16 protein-coding genes are annotated in these 18,537 nt (G+C 63.7%); 5 read left to right on the top strand and 11 right to left on the bottom strand.

Annotated elements, in window-relative coordinates:
• Positions 1-1,365, top strand: coding sequence for a sensor histidine kinase KdpD (locus GC121_RS12345; RefSeq protein WP_151974776.1), 1,365 nt, complete (start codon positions 1-3; stop codon positions 1,363-1,365).
• Positions 1,366-1,413: 48 nt separating this feature from the next.
• Here GC121_RS12345 and GC121_RS12350 read toward each other — a convergent pair whose 3' ends face one another.
• Together GC121_RS12350 and gltX are read right to left on the bottom strand one after the other, a co-directional pair.
• Entirely contained in the window at positions 1,414-2,700 is a 1,287-nt protein-coding gene (locus tag GC121_RS12350) for a citrate synthase (protein ID WP_151974778.1), read from the bottom strand.
• Between the two features lie 41 nt (positions 2,701-2,741).
• The gene (gene gltX / locus GC121_RS12355; protein ID WP_151974780.1) at positions 2,742-4,175 is read right to left on the bottom strand and encodes a glutamate--tRNA ligase; all 1,434 of its coding nucleotides are present in this window, start codon (positions 4,173-4,175) and stop codon (positions 2,742-2,744) included.
• 29 nt (positions 4,176-4,204) lie between these two features.
• Between gltX and GC121_RS12360 the strand changes: the two genes are divergently transcribed.
• Positions 4,205-6,394: a ComEC/Rec2 family competence protein gene (locus GC121_RS12360; RefSeq protein ID WP_151974782.1), complete on the top strand. Its 2,190-nt coding sequence runs from the start codon at positions 4,205-4,207 to the stop codon at positions 6,392-6,394.
• A gap of 24 nt (positions 6,395-6,418) precedes the next feature.
• On the opposite strand, the gene lexA is transcribed toward GC121_RS12360, so the two are convergent.
• The 9 genes from lexA to GC121_RS12405 all read right to left on the bottom strand — a co-directional run bounded on the left by lexA (position 6,419) and on the right by GC121_RS12405 (position 15,274).
• The gene (gene lexA, locus GC121_RS12365) at positions 6,419-7,081 is read right to left on the bottom strand and encodes a transcriptional repressor LexA (RefSeq protein WP_151974784.1); all 663 of its coding nucleotides are present in this window, start codon (positions 7,079-7,081) and stop codon (positions 6,419-6,421) included.
• Positions 7,082-7,193: 112 nt separating this feature from the next.
• Positions 7,194-7,667, bottom strand: a complete 474-nt coding sequence (gene moaC, locus GC121_RS12370; RefSeq protein ID WP_151974786.1) for a cyclic pyranopterin monophosphate synthase MoaC — start codon at positions 7,665-7,667, stop codon at positions 7,194-7,196.
• A 198-nt stretch (positions 7,668-7,865) separates the two neighbouring features.
• Positions 7,866-8,258, bottom strand: coding sequence for a DUF3597 domain-containing protein (locus tag GC121_RS12375; protein ID WP_151974788.1), 393 nt, complete (start codon positions 8,256-8,258; stop codon positions 7,866-7,868).
• Between the two features lie 126 nt (positions 8,259-8,384).
• Positions 8,385-9,173, bottom strand: a complete 789-nt coding sequence (gene trpC / locus GC121_RS12380) for an indole-3-glycerol phosphate synthase TrpC (protein WP_151974790.1) — start codon at positions 9,171-9,173, stop codon at positions 8,385-8,387.
• 266 nt (positions 9,174-9,439) lie between these two features.
• On the bottom strand, positions 9,440-10,435 hold the full coding sequence (trpD, locus tag GC121_RS12385) for an anthranilate phosphoribosyltransferase (protein ID WP_151974792.1): 996 nt from the start codon (positions 10,433-10,435) through the stop codon (positions 9,440-9,442).
• The gene (locus GC121_RS12390; protein ID WP_151974794.1) at positions 10,432-11,037 is read right to left on the bottom strand and encodes an aminodeoxychorismate/anthranilate synthase component II; all 606 of its coding nucleotides are present in this window, start codon (positions 11,035-11,037) and stop codon (positions 10,432-10,434) included. Before GC121_RS12390 ends, trpD begins: the two co-directional genes overlap by 4 nt.
• Positions 11,034-11,822 (bottom strand): phosphodiester glycosidase family protein, encoded by a 789-nt coding sequence (locus GC121_RS12395; protein WP_151974796.1) that lies wholly within the window; start codon positions 11,820-11,822, stop codon positions 11,034-11,036. Before GC121_RS12395 ends, GC121_RS12390 begins: the two co-directional genes overlap by 4 nt.
• Positions 11,822-13,333 (bottom strand): anthranilate synthase component I, encoded by a 1,512-nt coding sequence (trpE, locus tag GC121_RS12400; RefSeq protein WP_151974798.1) that lies wholly within the window; start codon positions 13,331-13,333, stop codon positions 11,822-11,824. Before trpE ends, GC121_RS12395 begins: the two co-directional genes overlap by 1 nt.
• A 12-nt stretch (positions 13,334-13,345) precedes the next feature.
• Complete coding sequence (locus tag GC121_RS12405; RefSeq protein ID WP_151974800.1) at positions 13,346-15,274, bottom strand: peptidylprolyl isomerase; 1,929 nt, start codon at positions 15,272-15,274, stop codon at positions 13,346-13,348.
• 269 nt (positions 15,275-15,543) lie between these two features.
• On the opposite strand from GC121_RS12405, the gene tpiA reads away from it, so the two are divergent.
• The 3 genes from tpiA (at position 15,544) to GC121_RS12420 (ending at position 18,533) form a co-directional block, all read left to right on the top strand.
• Positions 15,544-16,302, top strand: a complete 759-nt coding sequence (gene tpiA / locus GC121_RS12410; RefSeq protein WP_151974802.1) for a triose-phosphate isomerase — start codon at positions 15,544-15,546, stop codon at positions 16,300-16,302.
• 100 nt (positions 16,303-16,402) lie between these two features.
• The gene (gene secG, locus GC121_RS12415; protein WP_370513752.1) at positions 16,403-16,795 is read left to right on the top strand and encodes a preprotein translocase subunit SecG; all 393 of its coding nucleotides are present in this window, start codon (positions 16,403-16,405) and stop codon (positions 16,793-16,795) included.
• Between the two features lie 100 nt (positions 16,796-16,895).
• On the top strand, positions 16,896-18,533 hold the full coding sequence (locus GC121_RS12420; RefSeq protein WP_151974804.1) for a CTP synthase: 1,638 nt from the start codon (positions 16,896-16,898) through the stop codon (positions 18,531-18,533).
• Positions 18,534-18,537 lie beyond the last annotated feature (4 nt).

The raw sequence follows: 18,537 nt of genomic DNA on the forward strand, positions 1-18,537 counted from the left end.
ATGGCAAGCGCCCACATCCAGTCCGCGCGCGCGCGCACCGATGCCGATGACCGGTTGATCGAGGCGGAGGAGCCGCTGGCGAGCTTCCATCTGCGCGCGGGCGGCGAATTGCCGGGGCCGATTGTCACCCCGGCCTTGCTCGAACTGGTGCGCAAGGCGCGGGCGAGTGGCAAGAAGGTGTCCCGCGCCATCCGCGCGCAGGACACCTTCGAACAGATTTCCGCTTGGGCAGAAGTAACTCCGGGCCGGATGGGCACCGTTATCAATATCAGCACCTGGCAGGCTGAAGATCTCCCCGAGCCTTCGCTGGCGGAAGACAATCGCGGACGCCTGGCACTGGTCAAGCACCTCTCCGGGCTCACCGCGCGGTTAGACGAGCAACAGCGCATCCTCACCGTCGATTGGACGGCGCGCGACATGGACACGCTGGGCGAGGCCATGATGCAGGCCGTCGGCCATCTCTGGAGCGAGCTGGCGCGGCCCGAAAACCCGACGCTGGCGGCTCCGGCACAGTGGCGCTTGCTCGATGGCACCCGCATTGTTGTGCCCGGTTCGGAACGCCAATGGGCCGTACAGCTGGTGCCTCTGGGCCGGAGCGAGGCGCAGCCCGTCGGCTTCGATCTCTACCTTGTGCCCGACCGGCCGCTGACCGAAGCGCCGCCCAAGCCGTCGCGTCGGCCTGACCGTTCGGCGGGCATCGGGCGCGAGATTGCGCCCGTGCTGCGCCAACCGGTCAGCCGGATCATCGCCAATGCCGAGACGATCCGCACGCAGCTGGCCGGGCCGCTGGCGGATGAATACAGCAATTATGCCGCCGACATCGCCTCTGCCGGAGAACATTTGCTGGCGCTGATCGACGATCTCACCACGCTGGAAATGGTCGAGGACGAGGATTTCGCGCCTGCGCCCGATCACATCGACCTTGCCGATGTCGGCCGCCGCGCCGCGGGCATTCTGGGCGTGCGCGCCAAGGAACGCGGGATCACCATCGACGAGCCGAGACTGGGCGAAAGCGCGCCCGCCATCGGCGAGTTTCGCCGCACGCTGCAAGTGCTGCTCAATCTGGTCGGCAACGCCATCCGCTATTCGCCCGAAGGCGGGCAAGTGTGGATCCGTGTCGAGCGGGATGGCGAGCGGGCGCGCATCATCGTCGCCGATCAGGGCGAGGGCTTGGATGAAGACCAGCAAGCGCGTGTCTTCACTAAATTCGAGCGGCTTGGCCGTCAGGGCGACGGCGGTTCGGGCCTCGGCCTGTATATCTCGCGCCGCCTTGCCGAAGCCATGGGCGGTTCGCTCACGGTCGAAAGCGCGAAGGGGCAGGGCGCCCGCTTCACGCTGGAACTGCCTGCCGACCTTTCGGTATAGAAAACCCCGCCGAAGCGGGGCTTTCCTTCGCATTGTTGAGAGAGTGCCTTAACGCTGCTCCACCGGCACGTAATCGCGCTGCGTCGGGCCGGTGTAGAGCTGGCGCGGGCGACCGATGACCTGGCCGGGATCGGAAATCATCTCGTTCCACTGCGCCACCCAGCCTACGGTGCGGGCGAGCGCGAAGAGAACGGTGAACATGGTTGTCGGGAAGCCGATGGCCGAAAGGATGATGCCCGAATAGAAGTCCACATTCGGGAACAGCTTCTTTTCCTGGAAATAGGGATCGTTCAGCGCAATCTCTTCCAGTTGCAGCGCGGTTTCGAACACCGGGTCTTTCACCTTCAGCGCATCGAACACTTCGCGCACGGTCTTCTGCATCACGGCGGCGCGTGGATCGTAATTCTTGTACACGCGGTGGCCGAAGCCCATCAGGCGGAACGGGTCGTTCTTGTCCTTGGCGCGCTCGATATAGTGCGGAATCCTGTCCGGCGTGCCGATTTCGCGGAGCATATTGAGCGCCGCCTCGTTCGCCCCGCCATGCGCAGGGCCCCACAGGCAGGCAATACCGGCAGAGATACAGGCAAAGGGGTTCGCGCCCGACGAACCGGCGAGACGGACGGTCGAAGTCGAAGCGTTCTGTTCGTGATCGGCATGGAGGATGAAAATCCGGTCCAGCGCCTTTTCGACTTCGGGAACCACCACATACTCTTCAGCCGGAACGCCGAAGGTCATGCGCAGGAAATTGCCGGTATAGCTCAGATCGTTGCGCGGCTGCATGAAGGGCTGCCCCACCGCGTATTTATACGCCATCGCCGCAATCGTCGGCATTTTGGCAATCAGGCGGTGCGAGCTGATCGTGCGGTGTTCAGGGTCGGAAATGTCGGTGCTGTCATGGTAGAACGCCGACAGCGCGCCAACGACGCCGCACATAATCGCCATCGGGTGCGCATCGCGGCGGAAACCGCGATAGAAGGTGGCAAGCTGCTCGTGCAGCATGGTGTGGCGGCTGATCGTATAGGTGAAATCGTCGAGCTCTTCCTTGCTCGGCAATTCCCCGTTGAGCAGGAGATAGCTGACTTCCATGAAGCTAGAATTCTCGGCCAGTTGCCCGATGGGATAGCCGCGATGCAGCAGCACGCCTTCATCGCCATCGATATAGGTCAGCGCGCTTTCGCAGCTGGCGGTCGATTTGTAGCCCGGATCGAACGTGAACTTGCCGGTATCCCCGTAGAGCTTGCGGATATCGATAACATCGGGCCCCACGCTGCCTTCTAAGGTCGGGAAGCTGTAGGTTTCGCCACCCACGCTCAGGTCTGCCTGCTTGTCAGCCAATGAACATCTCCTTCAAATACCAGTCCCGCTGATCGACCCCTTCAGGCCGCTGCCTGCGCGGCGATCCGCGCGAGGCTTTCCTCCCGTCCAAGGAGAACCAGCACATCGAAAATTCCGGGCGAGGTTGTCTGCCCTGTCAGCGCCGCGCGAAGCGGCTGCGCAAGTTTGCCGAGGCCGAGCCCCAGCTCCTCCGCATAGACTTTCAGATTGGCCTCCAGCGCCTCGATTGTCCAGTACGTTTCACCCTGCAACCGGGCCAAGATAGCGGAAAGTCTGATACGCGCTTCATCGTCCAGCAGCGCAGCAGCCTGCTCGTCCATCGCAAAGGGCAAGGTCTTGAACAGGAAGGCCGCGCCATCGGCCAGCTCGTTCATGTCGCGCGCACGGGTTTTGAGCACCGGCATCGCCTGCGTCAGCAGCGCGACATCCGCCTTTTCACCCAGTATCTCTGCCGCAATCGCCGCGAGCCGCGCATCGTCGGCGGCGCGGATATAATTGCCGTTCATGCTCAGAAGCTTCTTCATGTCGAAGCGGCTCGGCCCTTTGCCAACGGCTGTGATATCGAAGAGGGCAATCGCCTCTTCCATCGAAAACTCTTCCTGATCGCCATGGCCCCAGCCAAGCCGCAACAGGTAATTGAACATGGTTTCGGGCAGAATGCCCATGTCGCGATAATCGCGCACGCCCAGCGCGCCGTGCCGCTTGGAGAGCTTGGCACCGTCATTGCCGTGAATCAGCGGGATATGCGCATAGACCGGCTCTTCCCAGCCATCCTCGATCCCCTGCATCGCGCGGATCACCTGCAACTGGCGGAAAGCGTTGTTGAGATGGTCATCGCCGCGGATGATGTGGGTGCAGCCCATGTCCATATCGTCGACCACCACGGCGAGCATATAGGTCGGCGAGCCATCGGCCCGCAGCAGGATGAAATCATCGATCTCGCGGTTGTCCACCTTCACGCGGCCCTGCACCGCATCCTCGATCACCGTTTCGCCGACTTCTGGCGTCTTGATACGGATGGTGAAGGGCGCGCCTGCGGGCGCTTCGGCGGGATCACGGTCGCGCCAGCGACCGTCATAGCGCATCGGCTGCTTTGCCGCACGCTGCGCCTCGCGCATTTCGGTAAGCTCCTCCGGCGTTGCAAAGCACTTATACGCCTTGCCGGCATCAAGAAGTTTCTGCGCAACCTCGGCATGGCGCCCGGCACGCTCACTTTGGTAAACCGTCTCGCCATCGAAATCGAGGCCGAGCCAGGCGAGCCCTTCGAGGATTACGTCGATCGCTTCCTGCGTGCTGCGCGCCTTGTCGGTATCTTCGATCCGCAGCAGCGCCTTGCCACCGAAATGGCGGGCATAAAGCCAGGAAAACAGGCCGGTGCGGGCATTTCCGATATGCAGAAAACCGGTGGGGCTGGGCGCAAAGCGCGTCACCACCGGACGCTGTGCGTCAGCGTGATTGCTATCAGAGCTTGCCATAATGCTGCGATTCCTGTCCATTACCCTGCATGGCATCGCGGCAGCCGCCTTTGGTTCCGCTGGGGGACGACGATCTTGATGCTGCGTTGCAGCAGACGCCTTGGCGCAGCCGTGTCTCTTTGTCCAGTATCGCTGACACTGCCGAGCAATTTCTCGGGCAAGCGGGCTTTGATCGCGGGCCCTGGCTGGCGGTTGTTCTCGCTGCGGGAATTGCCGCCTGGTTCATCCTGCCAAGCGCGGCGCAATGGGTGGGCGCGATTGCTGGCGGACTGATCCTTGCGCTTGGCGCTTTGGCACGCTGGAAGGGCCGCGAGGACAGGGTGCACCTGACCACCGCTCTGGCCGCCTGCGGGATCGTGTTTGCGCTGGGCACCAGCCTGATCTGGGCGCGCTCCGAACTGGTGGGATCCGAGGCTTTCGAGCGCCCGGTGTTCGCCGAAATCGAAGGCCGCATTCTCGACCGGATCGAGCAACCCGCGCAAGACAGGGTGCGCCTCGTGCTCGCCATCCGCTCCCCCGAGGATGGCGAGGCGGCGAAAGTGCGGGTCAATGTGCCGCTCGAAACTGCATCGCCCGACCTGACCGAAGGGGCAATTATCCGGGCGCAAGCGCGGCTCATGCCGCCAGCTGCCCCCATGTTGCCGGGCGGCTACAACTTTGCCCGCGCCGCATGGTTTCAGGGGCTGGCGGCGGCCGGCAGCGTGACCGGCGAGATCACGATCATCGAACCCGCTCCGGCGAGCGAGGCGCTGATCCCTTCGCTGCAACGCCGCCTGTCGGCCCATGTCCGCACACAGCTCGATGGCTCGGCGGGCAGCATCGCGGCGGCCTTTGCCAGCGGCGACCGGGGCGGGATCAGCGTCGCGGACGAGGATGCGATGCGCGATTCGGGGCTGACCCATCTGCTCTCGATCAGCGGATTGCACGTAAGCGCACTTATCGGGGCCGCCTATCTGCTCGCGATCAAGTTGCTGGCGCTGTGGCCCTGGCTGGTGCTGCGCGTGCGGCTGCCGGTGCTGGCGGCGGGCGTCGCGGCGCTGGCGGGCATTGGATATACACTTTTGACGGGAGCCGAGGTGCCGACCGTGCGCAGCTGCATCGCTGCCTTGCTCGTGCTCATCGCGCTGGCTTTGGGCCGCGAGCCTTTGTCCCTGCGCATGATCGCTGTCGCGGGCGTAGCGGTGCTGCTGGTGTGGCCGGAGAGCCTTGTCGGGCCGAGCTTCCAGATGAGCTTCAGCGCGGTGATCGCGATTGTTGCCCTGCACAGTTCGGCACCGGTTCGCGCCTTCCTGAAAACGCGCGAGGAGAGCTGGCTGGCGCGCCTTGGCCGCAATACCGCGATGCTGCTGGTGACGGGGTTGGTAATCGAGATCGCGCTGATGCCGACCGTCCTATTCCACTTCCACCGTGCGGGGGTTTATGGCGCGCTGGCCAATGTGATCGCCATTCCGCTGGTGACCTTCATTTCCATGCCGCTTATCGCGATTGCGCTGCTGTTTGACGTGGTCGGGCTGGGCGCGCCGTTCTGGTGGCTGGCGGGCCAATCGCTCAATCTGCTGGTGGGGATTGCGCATTTTACCGCAGATCAACCGGGCGCGGTGAAGCTCATCCCGCAAATGACGCTGCCGACCGTGCTGCTGTTTGCGGCGGGCGGACTTTGGCTCGCCCTATGGAGGGGAAGGGCGCGGCTCTTCGGCTTCATCCCGGCGGCTCTAGCGAGCCTGTGGCTCTATCTTACGCCCATTCCCGATGTGCTAATCTCCTCCGACGGTCGCCATGTCGGGATCACCGGAGAGGATGATCGGCTGCTGGTGCTACGCGATACCCGCAGCGAGTTTACGCGCGATAATCTCCTCGAATTGGCGGGTGTAGAAGGCGATCCGGTTCCCATGGAGCAATGGCACGGGGCCGAATGCAGCCGGGATTTCTGCGCGCTCACGCTTGAACGCGAGGGCCGCGAATGGCATCTGCTGATGAGCCGCAGCGAAGATATCGTCGAGGAGCGCGCTCTCGCAGCCGCCTGCGAGCGCAGCGACATCGTGATTACCGACCGTTGGCTCCCGCGCAGCTGCCAACCGCGCGTGCTCAAGGCCGACCGCCGGATGCTGGAGCAGAGCGGCGGCATCGCGCTCGTCCTCAGCGGCACGGGCGAAGCGCATATGCGAACCGTGGCCCAGAGCGAAGGCGAGCACGGATGGTGGCGCGGGCGGCAGGACTAGGCCCGCCACCCGACGCGCAAACGGTCAGTGATAACGCCGCAGCAGGCCCGCCAGCTTGCCCTGAACTTCGACCTGGCTATCGGCATAAATCTGCGGGTCGTAGGAGGCATTGGCCGGATCGAGGCGGATCTTGCCGTCATCATGGTAGAGATATTTCAGCGTCGCTTCCTCGCCATTGACGAGTGCCACCACGATATCGCCATCGCGGGCGGTGCTGACCTTCTTCACGAGGGCAAAATCCCCGTCAAAAATGCCTGCCTCGATCATCGAGTCGCCCGATACTTCGAGCGCGTAATGCTCGCCCGCGCCCAGCAGCGCCGCGGGGACGGGCAGAGTCTGGCTGCCTTCCAGTGCTTCTATCGGAACACCGGCGGCAATCTTGCCGTGCAACGGGATTTCGATCACATCATTGGCCGCGACCGGCGCAGCAGCGGGCGGCGTGGTTACTTTCGCCACCGCATCATTGCCGACATTCTCCGGCATTTTGACAACTTCGAGCGCGCGGGCACGATTGGCAAGGCGGCGGATGAAGCCGCGTTCTTCCAGAGCGGAAATCAGGCGGTGCACGCCCGATTTGCTCTTCAGATCGAGCGCGTCCTTCATTTCCTCGAAGCTCGGCGAAATGCCCGAATCCTCAAGGCGGCGATGGATGAAAAGCAGCAGTTCGTGTTGCTTGGCAGTCAGCATGGGTCTGTTCCTTACCGCGATGTTCCATTTTGGGAACGAACACGGAACACATATGGAACACCGGCGGTCAAGTCAAGCGATACCGCCATTTTGGTGCAGAAACACCGTCGCCTCACGGCTCCGCGCGCCAGTCCCCGCTTTTGCCGCCGCTCTTGGCGAGCAAGCGCACCCCGCTGATCACCATGCCCTTATCAAGCGCCTTCGCCATGTCGTAGACCGTCAGCAGCGCGACCGAGACCGCCGTCATCGCTTCCATCTCGACGCCCGTCTTGCCCGTCAGCGCCGCGCGCGCTTCCACGCGGACGCCATCAGGTTCGAAGGTGAAGTCCACATTCACGGCGTCGAGCGCCAGCGGGTGGCAGAGCGGGATCAGTTCGCCGGTGCGCTTGGCCGCCATAATCCCCGCGATCCGCGCTGCTGCTAGCACATCGCCCTTGGGCCCGCGGCCATCGCGTACCGCCGCAAGCGCCTCAGCCGACATAGCGATATGCCCCTCCGCCACCGCGACCCGCGCCGTCACGGCCTTGGCCCCGACATCCACCATGCGCGCCGCGCCGGTATCATCAAGATGCGTCAGGCCGGTCATGCCAAACGCGCCAGTTTCTGCAGGTTAAGGGCGAACCTGTTACACCTGTTACACAGTCCTGAAACAGAAAACCGCCCTGCCGCGCGGAATGAGCGGGCAGGGCGGTTTGCATAGGGTGATGGCGCATTTGCAAAGATCATGCGCCGTCTTGTGCCACAGTCCCAAACAGTAGGACAGAGCGAGTATCGGAGCTGAATATCAGTCGCGCAGCTCGGCAGGGATACGGCCGCCGGCATCGGCCAGCTTGGTCATCACCTGCTTGTGCAGCCAGATGTTCTCTTCCGCCTTGCCCGAATAATCCGCATCGCCCAGTTCGGTGGCGAGTTCCTTGCGGTTTTCGTAGCTGGGATCGAGGCCGACCAGCTTCATCAGATCGACGATCGACGTGCGCCAGTTGAGCGTGTCCGAACCGTCCTTGGCATCGAGCACTTCGGCAATATCGACTTCGCTCTTGGGCGCAGCCTTGGCCGCGCCAAAGCCGCTCGCCTTGGGCGCGGCAGCAGGCGTGGTTGCGGCAGGCGCAGCGGCTGCGGCCTGCTCTTCTTCATCGTCGCCGAAGATCGCGTTTTTGATCGAGCTGAAAATTCCCATGGGTAATCCCCTTCCAAATAAGCTGAAACGTGCAGCCGGACTAGCATCGCTGTGCCGCGTTGCCAATGTATGACAGCGCGCAACGCCTTGTAAAATCTAGTAGTGTAAAATCTGGTAGTGTAAAATCTAGTTGCCGAGCAAGGCCCGGGTCGCGGCGACCACATCGTCCTGCCGCATCAGGCTCTCCCCTACCAGAAAGCAGTGCACCCCGGACTGCGCGAGCAGCTGGCAATCGGCATGGCTGGTGATCCCGCTTTCGCCGACAAGCAGACTGCCTTCGGGCGCCAGCGGGGCGAGGCGCTGCGTGGTGGCGAGATCGGTGGTGAAGCTGCGCAAATCTCGGTTGTTGACCCCGATCAGCCGCGAGGTCAGATGCTTGCCCGCGCGCTCCATCTCTTCCTCATCATGCACTTCGATCAGCACGTCCATCCCGCGTTCGAGCGCGGCTGCCTCGATTTCGCGCATCTGTTCGTCTTCGAGCGCAGCAACAATGATGAGGATAGCATCCGCGCCGATCATCCGGCTTTCGGCGATCTGCCACGGATCGACCATGAAATCCTTGCGCAGTACCGGAAGGCTAGTGGCCGCGCGGGCCTGCATCATAAAGCTCTCATGCCCTTGGAAATAGGGCGCATCGGTGAGGACGGACAGGCACGCAGCACCGCCCGCTTCATAATCCATCGCGTGGCGGTGGGGCTGGAAATCAGCGCGGATCAGGCCTTTGGAGGGGCTGGCCTTCTTCACCTCGGCAATCAGGCCGAAGCCGGACTGCGCCTTCGCTTCAAGCGCCTTGCGGAACCCGCGCGGCGGGGTCTGCTTGGCGGCAATCCGGTCGCATTCGTCGAGCGGTTTGAGCGCCTTGCGCGCCGCAACTTCCTCGCGCTTGGTGGCGCAGATTTCTTTGAGCTTATCCATCGCGATGAGCCTATGCCTTTGGGGTCCGGCCGTGTCGATAGGCATGCCTTGTTTGGTTCACACGAAGACCACAAAGACACGAAGAGGTCTGAAATCGCGGCGAAGCCGCAGCCTATTCCGGCTCGCGCAGAGAACGCGGAGTGCGCAGAGGTCATTTTAGCGTTCTTTGCGAACTCTGCGTCCTCTGCGCGAAACGCTTTAGAGGACTTCTGCCTGCGGCACAGCGGAACATCTTCGTGTCTTTGTGGGCTTAGTGTGAAACCCCACTATCTCGCCGCCGCAATCCAGCATTCGAGCAATTGCTTGGCCAAACCTTTGTCGATGACCTCTGCCGCTTCTTCCACGCCGTCGCGCCAGCTCTCCACTTCGCCCGCCACCAGCAGCGCGCCTGCCGCGTTGAACAGCACAGCATCGCGATAGGGGCCGGGCGCGCCGAGCAGCAGGGCTTGCAGCGCCTTGGCATTATGTGCCGCATCATCGCCGCGTATGGCCTCCACCGGCGCATGACGCAGGCCCGCATCGCTGGCATCCACGCGGCGCATCCGCACTTCGCGGCCCTGCACATCGGCCAGTTCGTTGCCTTCATCGAGGCTGAGTTCATCCAGCCCTTCGTCACCCGAGACGATAAATGTCCGTTCCGTCCCCAGACGCGCCATCGCTTCGGCATAGATCGGGACATAGGCCGGGCGGGCAATGCCGATCAGCTGGCGGCGCACTTTGGCGGGATTGCTGAGCGGCCCCATCAGATTGAAAATCGTGCGGCGGCCCAATTTCTGCCGGATCGGCTGGATGCGCGCCATCGCCGGGTGGTGGTTCTTCGCAAACAGGAAGCAAATCCCGATGTCGGCGAGCGTCTTTTCCGCCGTGCGTCCGGCGGCTTCCATGTCCAGCCCCAGCGCCTCCAGCGTATCGGCAGCGCCCGCTTTGCTGGACGCGGCGCGGTTGCCGTGCTTGGCGACCGGCACGCCGCAGGCCGCTACCACCAGGCTCACCGCGGTGCTGACATTGAGCGTGTGATGCCCGTCACCCCCCGTTCCGCAGACATCGATGGCATTCTCGGGGGCCTCGATCGGCAGCAGCCGCGCACGCAAGGCCCGCGCTGCCCCTGCGATCTCGCCAGCCCGCTCGCCGCGATCCGACAGATCGGTGAGATATTGCGCAATCTCCTCTTCCGAAGGCGCGCCATCGAGCATCAGGCCGAAGACGCGCTCGGCTTCGTCCTCTTCCAGCGGGGTGTCGACGGGGGGCAGAATCCGGCTCATGCGGGCACCTTGGCGGGCAGGCCGCAGATGGCAAGGAAATTGGCAAGCAGCGCGTGGCCGTGCTCGGTCGCAATGCTTTCGGGGTGGAACTGCACGCCGTGAATGGGCAGCTCGGCATGGCGGAAACCCATCACGGCCTCTCCATCTATGCCAGGAGTCTCTGCCGTGGCGTTGACCAGCAGGCAGTCGGGAATATCCTCGACGATCAGCGAGTGGTAGCGCGTGGCTGTGTAGGGCGAGGGCAGCCCCGCAAACACGCCGGTGCCGTCGTGCGTTACCAGACTGGTCTTCCCGTGCATCAACCCGCCGCGCACCACTTGGCCACCAAAATGCTGCCCGATCGACTGGTGCCCCAGACACACGCCGAGCAGCGGGGTTTCGCTATCCGCACAGGCGGCCACCAGATCGAGACTGATCCCCGCCTCATTGGGCGTGCAAGGGCCGGGCGAGATGAGAATGCCCTTCGCCCCGCGCGCCACCGCTTCGGCGGCGGTCAGCGCATCATTGCGCTCCACTTCCACTTTCGCGCCCAGCTGCATCAGGTAATGCACAAGGTTGAAGGTGAAGCTGTCGTAATTGTCGATGACGAGGATGTCGCTCATTCGCCGCTCTCTGCCCGATTGCGCACGACAATCAAGGGGCCGATTTCGGGGCCGGTGTCGAGACGGTCGTTGGCCGGGTCCCAGATTTGCGACACACTGCCGTCAAGGAAAAGTGCGTTATCCACGCGCAGCACATCGCGGTAGTAGCGAGCGAGCCGGCCGAAGCTCACCGGAGCCTCGCTGATGACGAAATGCGCGCGGCCGCTGGCGTCCACACCCACGGCGTTGCGGATCTTGTAGGAGGTGCCGTCGGGCGCGATATCGGGGTGCAGAGCGCCGTCCACCACCAGCATGGGGCCAGACTGGGTGGCGAAAAACGGGCGGTTCTCGACTTCGTCGGCAAAGCGCTCGGCCGAAAGCACGCGCCATCCGCCATCTGCTTCGCCGAAGAACACGCCATTGGGGAGCAGGTGGAAATTGCCGGGGCCTTCGTTCTGGTTGAGCACGGTCAAGCGGAGCCCGTCCTCCACATAATAGCCGATGGGCTGGCCTTCCGCGTCAAACATCCCGCCATTCATCGCAAAAACGACCGAGGCGGCATCCTGCGCCAACACATCATAGGAGAACACCCGCAGCGAACGATAGGGCGCATCGCTGTCCTCCGGGGAGAGATCGGTGCCGACCGTATGCCGCGCCGGATCGGCGGTGCAGTGGGTGAAGGGCGTTTCCTCGAACACCACCGGCTCGCAGATGGAGGCCAGCTCTTCGCTCACCTCGCCTTCAAAGTGCAGCTCACAGGCCGCGAGGGGGAGAGTGCATACCGCCGCCGCTGCCGCGCGGCGCATCACTGCCCGAACTCCGGCTCTCCGGCGATGCGCAAGGCTTCGCGCGCGGCGGCGATCAGAGCGCCTGCCTTGTGGCGGCATTCTGCGGCTTCGGACGCCGGGTCGCTATCCGCCACCACGCCCGCGCCCGCCTGTACGTGCATCACCCCGTCCTTCACCACGGCAGTGCGCAAGACGATGCAGCTATCGACAGAGCCATCGGGCGCGAAATAGCCGACGCCGCCGGCATAGGCTCCGCGCGTCTCCGGCTCCAGCTGGGCGATAATTTCGCAAGCGCGCACCTTGGGCGCACCGCTGACGGTTCCGGCGGGGAAACCGGCGAAGAGGGCATCGAGCGCGTCCTTGTCGCCCGCCAGCTGGCCGACGACATTGCTGACGATGTGCATCACATGGCTGTAGCGCTCGATGGTGAAGCTGGCGGTGACTTCGACGCTGTCCGCGCCCGCCACCCGGCCCACATCATTGCGGCCGAGATCGAGCAGCATCAGATGTTCGGCGCATTCCTTCGGGTCGGCAAGCAGGCTCGCCTCGTTCGCCTTGTCCTCCGCCTCGGTGGCGCCGCGCGGGCGGGTTCCAGCGATAGGGCGGATCGTCACCTCACCATCACGCACCCGCACGAGGATTTCGGGCGAGGAGCCGACCACGGCAAAGCCAGGCAGGTCGAGGAAATAGAGGAAGGGCGAGGGGTTCACCCGCCGCAGCGCCCGATACAGCGCCAGCGGCGGCAAGGGGAAGGGGCAGGTGAAACGCTGGGCGAGCACCACTTGGAAGATGTCGCCCGCCGTGATGTAGTCCTTCGCGCGCAGCACCATGTCGCGGTAATCCGCTTCGGCGATCACCGGCTGTAACGCGGCTTCGGGCAGTTCGGCAAGGCGCGGGCTGGCAGGGGTGCGCTCCTCAAGCCGTCGCAGGGCCTCGTCAATCCGCTCGACTGCGCGCGCCACCTTGCCCGCCGCATCGGAGCCGTCGGCCCAGAGCGGCGCGATCAGGAACAGATCGTCGGTCAGCCGGTCAAACACCAGCACCAGCGCAGGCCGCGCAAACAGCATATCGGGCAGCGCAAGTTCGCTTTGCGGGGCGCGGGGGAGCTTTTCGACGAGGCCGATGGTCTCATACCCGAAATAGCCGACGAGGCAGGCGAGGGCGGGCGGCAGGCCTTCGGGCACATCGATGCGGCAGGCATTCACCAGCGCGCGCAGCTCGGTCATCGCGTCGGCAGGAAGCGGCTCGAACGCTTCGCGGTCATACCGCCATTGCCGGTTGACCTCGGCGCGTTCGCCCACGGCACGGAACAGCAGATCGGGATCAATCCCAAGCAAGGAATAGCGCCCGCGAATCTCCCCGCCTTCGACCGATTCGAGCAGGAAATCGCCGCGCCCTTCGACAATCAGCTTGAGCGCGCCGCCCACCGGCGTTTCGGTGTCGGCGACCACGCGCCGCCAGACGAGCGTGTTGCGCCCTTCCGCCAGCGCGGCAAGCGCCTCGGCCTGATGATGGACAGCGGCGCTCAGCGAACCTGCTCCCTAGCGGCTGATAAGGCCCGTGCGGACCGCATCGATACCGGCATCATTGCGTTCGATTGCAACGCTGCGTTCGGCGCCATTGATGAATTGCTGGAGATATTCGTCGCCGATCACCTGCGACAATTGCGCGGCGGTGTTGGCCACATCCTCGCTATCGAGCGCCAGCTCGGGCGTTTCGATATTGTCGAGTTGCACCACATACCAATTGCCCGCTTCGGGCACGGCCACGCGTTCGGTGGTGCCTTCTGCCATCGAGAAGAACAGGATGGTGGCGCGGGTGATCCGCTCCTGCTCGGCGAGTTCGCGGCGGTTGAGATTGATCGACTGCACAGCCGGCACATCCACTTCTTCCGCCGCCACGGCCTGCGCCAAAGACATCCCGCCTTCAACCCGCGCCAGCACGCGCGCCGCGGCTTCGCCCGCTGCCGCCAATCCCTGTTCGCGGCGCCACGCCTCGATCAATTGCGGACGAAGTTCGGCAATCGGCGGGGCGGCGCTGCGGACAATCGAATCGACGTCGAAAATCAGGAAAGCCTCACCTGGCACCAGTTCGGCGATTTCCGGGTCCCCTTCGTCGATTTCGAACGCGAAGCTGACGACGCGGGCAAGCTGCTGCGGAGCCTGCGCGGGCTGGCCGTAGACACGGCCGTCAGCCAGCAATTGCGGGGTTGTGCTGAGTTCGATCCCCAGTTCCTCGGCAGCCTGTTCCAGCGTCTTGCCGCGCGCGAATTCGGTTTCGAGCCGCTCGGACACGTCCTCCAGCGCCTGCTGCACGCGTTCCTGCATCAGCGTCTCGCGGATTTCCTCGCTCGCCTGTGCCAGTGACCGCCCGGCGATTTGCGTGACATTATCGACGCTCAGCACATACCAGCCCAGCGAACCCTGTACGGGGCCGGCAAACGCGCCCTGATCGGCTGCATAAGCGGCATTGGCCACGGCCTGCGAGGCGGTCGCGGCAAAATCCGCCTGCTCGACATCTTCCACCGATGTGGTGGCAAGGCCGCGGCGCTGCGCGATCTGTTGCAGGTTCATTCCGCCCTCGGCCTGTTCCAGCACGGCGCGCGCATCAGCTTCGCTTTGCAGCACAAGCTGCGTAAAGCTCCGGCGCTCGCTCGCCTGATAGAGCACGCTGTCCGCTTCATACCGCGCGGCGATCTGCGCAGCGGTTACCGGCGGCAGGTCTGCCGCGACTTGCTCCGCGCCGAAAGCGGCATAGCGCAAGGTGCGGCGTTCAGGGCGGATGTAGCTGGCGCGGTTCTCCGCATAGAAGGCCGAAATCTGCGCATCGGTGGGGTCGCCTTCGGGCGCGAACAGATTGGCGGGGAACACCGCGGCAGAACCGCTGCGCGTCTCGTTGAGCAGCTGCGCATAGGTGCGCGCCATCCCCAGCGGCATCCGCGCCTGATAGGAAATCGGCACCACCGTCTGCCGCGCGAGCAGGCTGAGCGCCAAATCATCGCGCACCGTCGCCTCGGTCAGGCCGCGCTGGCGCAGCATGGCGCGGAAGGCCTCGGCATCGAATTCGCCGTCGAGCCCGGTGAAGCCTCCGCCGCTGATAATCTCCGAATTGACCAGATTGCTGCCTGCCCGCAGCCCCATCAGCTGGGCAAACTCGGCCAGCGCGTTGCGGCTGAGCACCTGTTCCAGCACATCATCAAAGCCGCCTTGCTCAATAAACGCTTCAAGCGACAAGGTGGGGTTCTGCGCGCGCGCCTGCTCGAAAGCATTGCTGACGTTCTGGCTCAGATCGCCTGTGGAAATCGTCCGCTCGCCCACCACGGCCACGCGGTCTCCACCGGCAACACCGCCGAACATTCCCGTATTGGCGACATCCGAACTGGCAAAGGCCAGCGCGATCAGGGCCAGAAAGCCCAGCGTGACACCAATGCCGATTTTCGACTGGAAGAAGTTGCGAAAGAAGGAAATCATAGGAAGGTTTTGATCCGGAACGTGCCCGACAGGCCATGAAAGACTAAGGTATGATAGACAGGGCGAAACGCAGGCGCCGCCCGTTATTGCCGCTCGCCATATAAGGCCTGCGACCCTATCGCAACAGGCTGCGCGCACTCGGCAAAATAATGCGAAAGGCACTTTGACAAGCCTGTTACACCCGATTAGCGGACATCGGAGAGAAACGCAGCGGCACCGCACCCCTTGGGGTTTTGTTTCGGCACCCAGCGGAAATTACAGGATTATTGATGACAACCCGTCCTTTCATTGTCGGCAATTGGAAGATGCATGGCACGCGCTCGATGCTTTCCGAAGCGCGCGCGATAGACCGTGCGGCCGAGCGGCTCATCAAGGTGGAAGTGGCGCTGGCGCCGCCTTTCACGCTGATTCACGCGGTCCACAAGGAAGCGGGCCTGATCGCGGTGGGTGCGCAGGACTGCCACCCGGCGGACGGCGGTGCCCACACCGGCGATGTCTCTGCCATCATGGTCAAGGATGCTGGCGCGAGCTTCACGATTGTCGGCCATAGCGAGCGGCGCGCGGGCTACGGAGAAACCAATGCGCTGGTGAAGGCCAAGGCCGAGGCCGCGATTGCCGCTGGCATGAGTGTGATCGTCTGCGTCGGCGAAACCGAAGATGATCGCGCGGCGGGCAAGCACGTCGATGTCGTGACGCGCCAGCTCAAGGGCTCGCTACCCGACAGCGATGGCGCTGCGGAACGGATCACCGTGGCCTATGAACCGGTCTGGGCTATCGGCACGGGCAACACCGCAACCACGGACGATATCGCTGCCATGCACGCCGCGATTCGGGCCAAGCTGGTCGCGCTGTATGGCGAAGTGGGGGAGGCGATCCGCATCCTCTACGGCGGTTCGGTGAATGCCGGAAACGCGGCGGAAATTCTCACGACGCCCGATGTCGGCGGCGCGCTTGTCGGCGGGGCGAGCCTGACGGCGGAGAGCTTCCTTGGCATTATCGTCGCCGCTGCCGAGCGGGACGAGGCGTAATCCACCCGCAATTACCCGCGCACTCGCCCCTTGTGGGAATGGCCCGCACCGCCTAAATGCGCGGCATATTTGTTACCCCTTCTGATTGACTGACCGAACCATGGCTTCTCTGTTCAACTTCCTCCTCGTCATCCAGGCGCTTGTCGCCGCTACGCTTGTCGGCCTTGTGCTGATGCAGCGTTCCGAAGGCGGCGGGTTGGGGATTGGCGGCGGCGGTAGCCCGGGCGGTGTGATGTCGGCGCGCGGGGCAGCAAACTTCCTTAGCCGTGCGACCAAATGGTCGGCGGTGATCTTCGTGGTGCTGGCAATCGTGCTCGCAGGTCTGGCGCAGAGCGCGATGGGCGGCGGCGAGCTGGAAAGCACGCTCGATCGCTCGACCGCGAGCGGCGCAACGGACATTCCGGCGGGGCCAGAGGCCGCTCCGGCACCGGCGACCGCCGAGACCGAGGCCGCTCCGGCCGAAGCCGACCCGCTGGCCGACGTCGCCGAATAGGCACGCACCAGACTTTCCCCTGTTTATTCGCGTTGCAGCGGTGAAAACCGCCGCAATCCGCTTGCCCCGAATCCGAAACGAGGCTTAAGGCTCTCCTCCCATGGCGCGGTATATTTTCATCACCGGCGGCGTGGTTTCCTCGCTCGGCAAAGGTCTCATGGCAGCCTCTCTGGCGGCCCTTTTGCAGGCGCGTGGCTACAAAGTGCGCATCCGCAAATTCGATCCCTATCTCAATGTCGATCCGGGCACGATGAGCCCGTATCAGCACGGCGAAGTTTATGTGACCGACGATGGGGCAGAGACCGATCTGGATCTGGGCCATTACGAGCGGTTCACCAATGTCTCCGCCCACCAGAACGACAATATCACTTCGGGCAGGGTCTATCGCGACATCATCGCGAAGGAACGGCGAGGCGATTATCTGGGCGCAACCGTACAGGTGATCCCGCATGTTACCGACGCGATCAAGGAATTCGCGCTCGCCGATCAGGGCGACCATGATTTTATCCTCTGCGAAATCGGCGGCACGGTGGGCGACATCGAAAGCCTGCCCTTCATGGAAGCGATCCGCCAGCTGCGCAACGAGCTGGAGCCGGGGCGGACGCTCTCGGTGCACGTGACGCTGGTGCCCTACATCAAGGCGGCGGGCGAGCTGAAGACCAAGCCGACCCAGCACTCGGTGCGCGAGCTGGCGGCGCTGGGCATCAAGCCTGACGTGCTGCTGTGCCGCTGCGAGCATCCGCTGCCCGATGGCGAACGGCAGAAAATCGCCAATTTCTGCAATGTGCGCAAGGAATCGGTGATCCCCGCGCTCGATGCCAGCAGCATCTACGCCGTGCCGCAACAATATCACGAGGAAGGGCTGGACACCGAAGTGCTGCGCCATTTCGGGATGCTCGGCACCTCCAACCCGCCAGACATGGCGCGCTGGGTTGATGTGGTGGACCGCTACGAGAACCCCGAAGGCGCCGTGACCATCGGTGTGGTCGGCAAATATGTCGGCCTGCCCGATGCCTACAAGTCCTTGAACGAAGCGCTGATCCATGGCGGCATGGCTAACCGCACCAAAGTGCATATCAAATGGATCGATGCGGAGATTTTCGAAGGCGACGATGCCGATATCGCCGCGCAGCTCGAACCGATGCACGGCATTCTGGTGCCCGGCGGCTTTGGCGACCGGGGCAGCGAAGGCAAGATCGCATCGGTGCGCTTTGCCCGCGAGCGCAAAGTGCCCTTCCTCGGCATTTGTTTGGGGATGCAGATGGCCTGTATCGAAGCGGCGCGCGATCAGGGTATCAGTGCGGCATCCTCAACCGAGTTCGGAGAAACCAGCGAGCCGGTGGTGGGCATCATCACCGAATGGATGAGCGAAGAAGGGCTGCAAACCCGCTCTACCGATACCGATCTCGGCGGCACGATGCGCTTGGGCGCCTACCCGGCCAAGCTGGCGGGCAATAGCCATGTCAGCGGCATTTATGGCGGCGCGGAAGAAATCAGCGAACGCCACCGCCACCGCTACGAAGTGAACTCCGCCTATATCGAGCGGTTGGAAGCGGGCGGCCTGATCTTCTCCGGAATGTCGCCCGACGGCCTGCTGCCCGAGATTGTCGAGCGGCCCGATCATCCGTGGTTTGTCGGTGTGCAATTCCACCCCGAGCTGAAGAGCCGCCCGTTTGATCCGCACCCGCTGTTTTCCGGCTTCATCGCCGCTGCGCTGAAACAGTCGCGTCTGGTGTGATCCG

It is taken from the genome of Erythrobacter sp. EC-HK427 (genome assembly GCF_902498745.1).
In the GTDB taxonomy this organism is placed as follows: domain Bacteria; phylum Pseudomonadota; class Alphaproteobacteria; order Sphingomonadales; family Sphingomonadaceae; genus Alteraurantiacibacter.

What these genes read in the sequence shown, in the direction of transcription:
- gltX (WP_151974780.1), bottom strand. Translation starts at nt 4,175, where the DNA reads ATGGCAAGCTCTGATAGCAATCACGCTGACGCACAGCGTCCGGTGGTG.
- GC121_RS12390 (WP_151974794.1), bottom strand. Translation starts at nt 11,037, where the DNA reads ATGAGCGACATCCTCGTCATCGACAATTACGACAGCTTCACCTTCAAC.
- GC121_RS12395 (WP_151974796.1), bottom strand. Translation starts at nt 11,822, where the DNA reads ATGCGCCGCGCGGCAGCGGCGGCGGTATGCACTCTCCCCCTCGCGGCC.
- secG (WP_370513752.1), top strand. Translation starts at nt 16,403, where the DNA reads ATGGCTTCTCTGTTCAACTTCCTCCTCGTCATCCAGGCGCTTGTCGCC.
- GC121_RS12375 (WP_151974788.1), bottom strand. Translation starts at nt 8,258, where the DNA reads ATGGGAATTTTCAGCTCGATCAAAAACGCGATCTTCGGCGACGATGAA.
- GC121_RS12345 (WP_151974776.1), top strand. Translation starts at nt 1, where the DNA reads ATGGCAAGCGCCCACATCCAGTCCGCGCGCGCGCGCACCGATGCCGAT.
- trpC (WP_151974790.1), bottom strand. Translation starts at nt 9,173, where the DNA reads ATGGATAAGCTCAAAGAAATCTGCGCCACCAAGCGCGAGGAAGTTGCG.
- GC121_RS12360 (WP_151974782.1), top strand. Translation starts at nt 4,205, where the DNA reads ATGGCATCGCGGCAGCCGCCTTTGGTTCCGCTGGGGGACGACGATCTT.
- tpiA (WP_151974802.1), top strand. Translation starts at nt 15,544, where the DNA reads ATGACAACCCGTCCTTTCATTGTCGGCAATTGGAAGATGCATGGCACG.
- lexA (WP_151974784.1), bottom strand. Translation starts at nt 7,081, where the DNA reads ATGCTGACTGCCAAGCAACACGAACTGCTGCTTTTCATCCATCGCCGC.
- GC121_RS12405 (WP_151974800.1), bottom strand. Translation starts at nt 15,274, where the DNA reads ATGATTTCCTTCTTTCGCAACTTCTTCCAGTCGAAAATCGGCATTGGT.
- GC121_RS12420 (WP_151974804.1), top strand. Translation starts at nt 16,896, where the DNA reads ATGGCGCGGTATATTTTCATCACCGGCGGCGTGGTTTCCTCGCTCGGC.
- trpD (WP_151974792.1), bottom strand. Translation starts at nt 10,435, where the DNA reads ATGAGCCGGATTCTGCCCCCCGTCGACACCCCGCTGGAAGAGGACGAA.
- moaC (WP_151974786.1), bottom strand. Translation starts at nt 7,667, where the DNA reads ATGACCGGCCTGACGCATCTTGATGATACCGGCGCGGCGCGCATGGTG.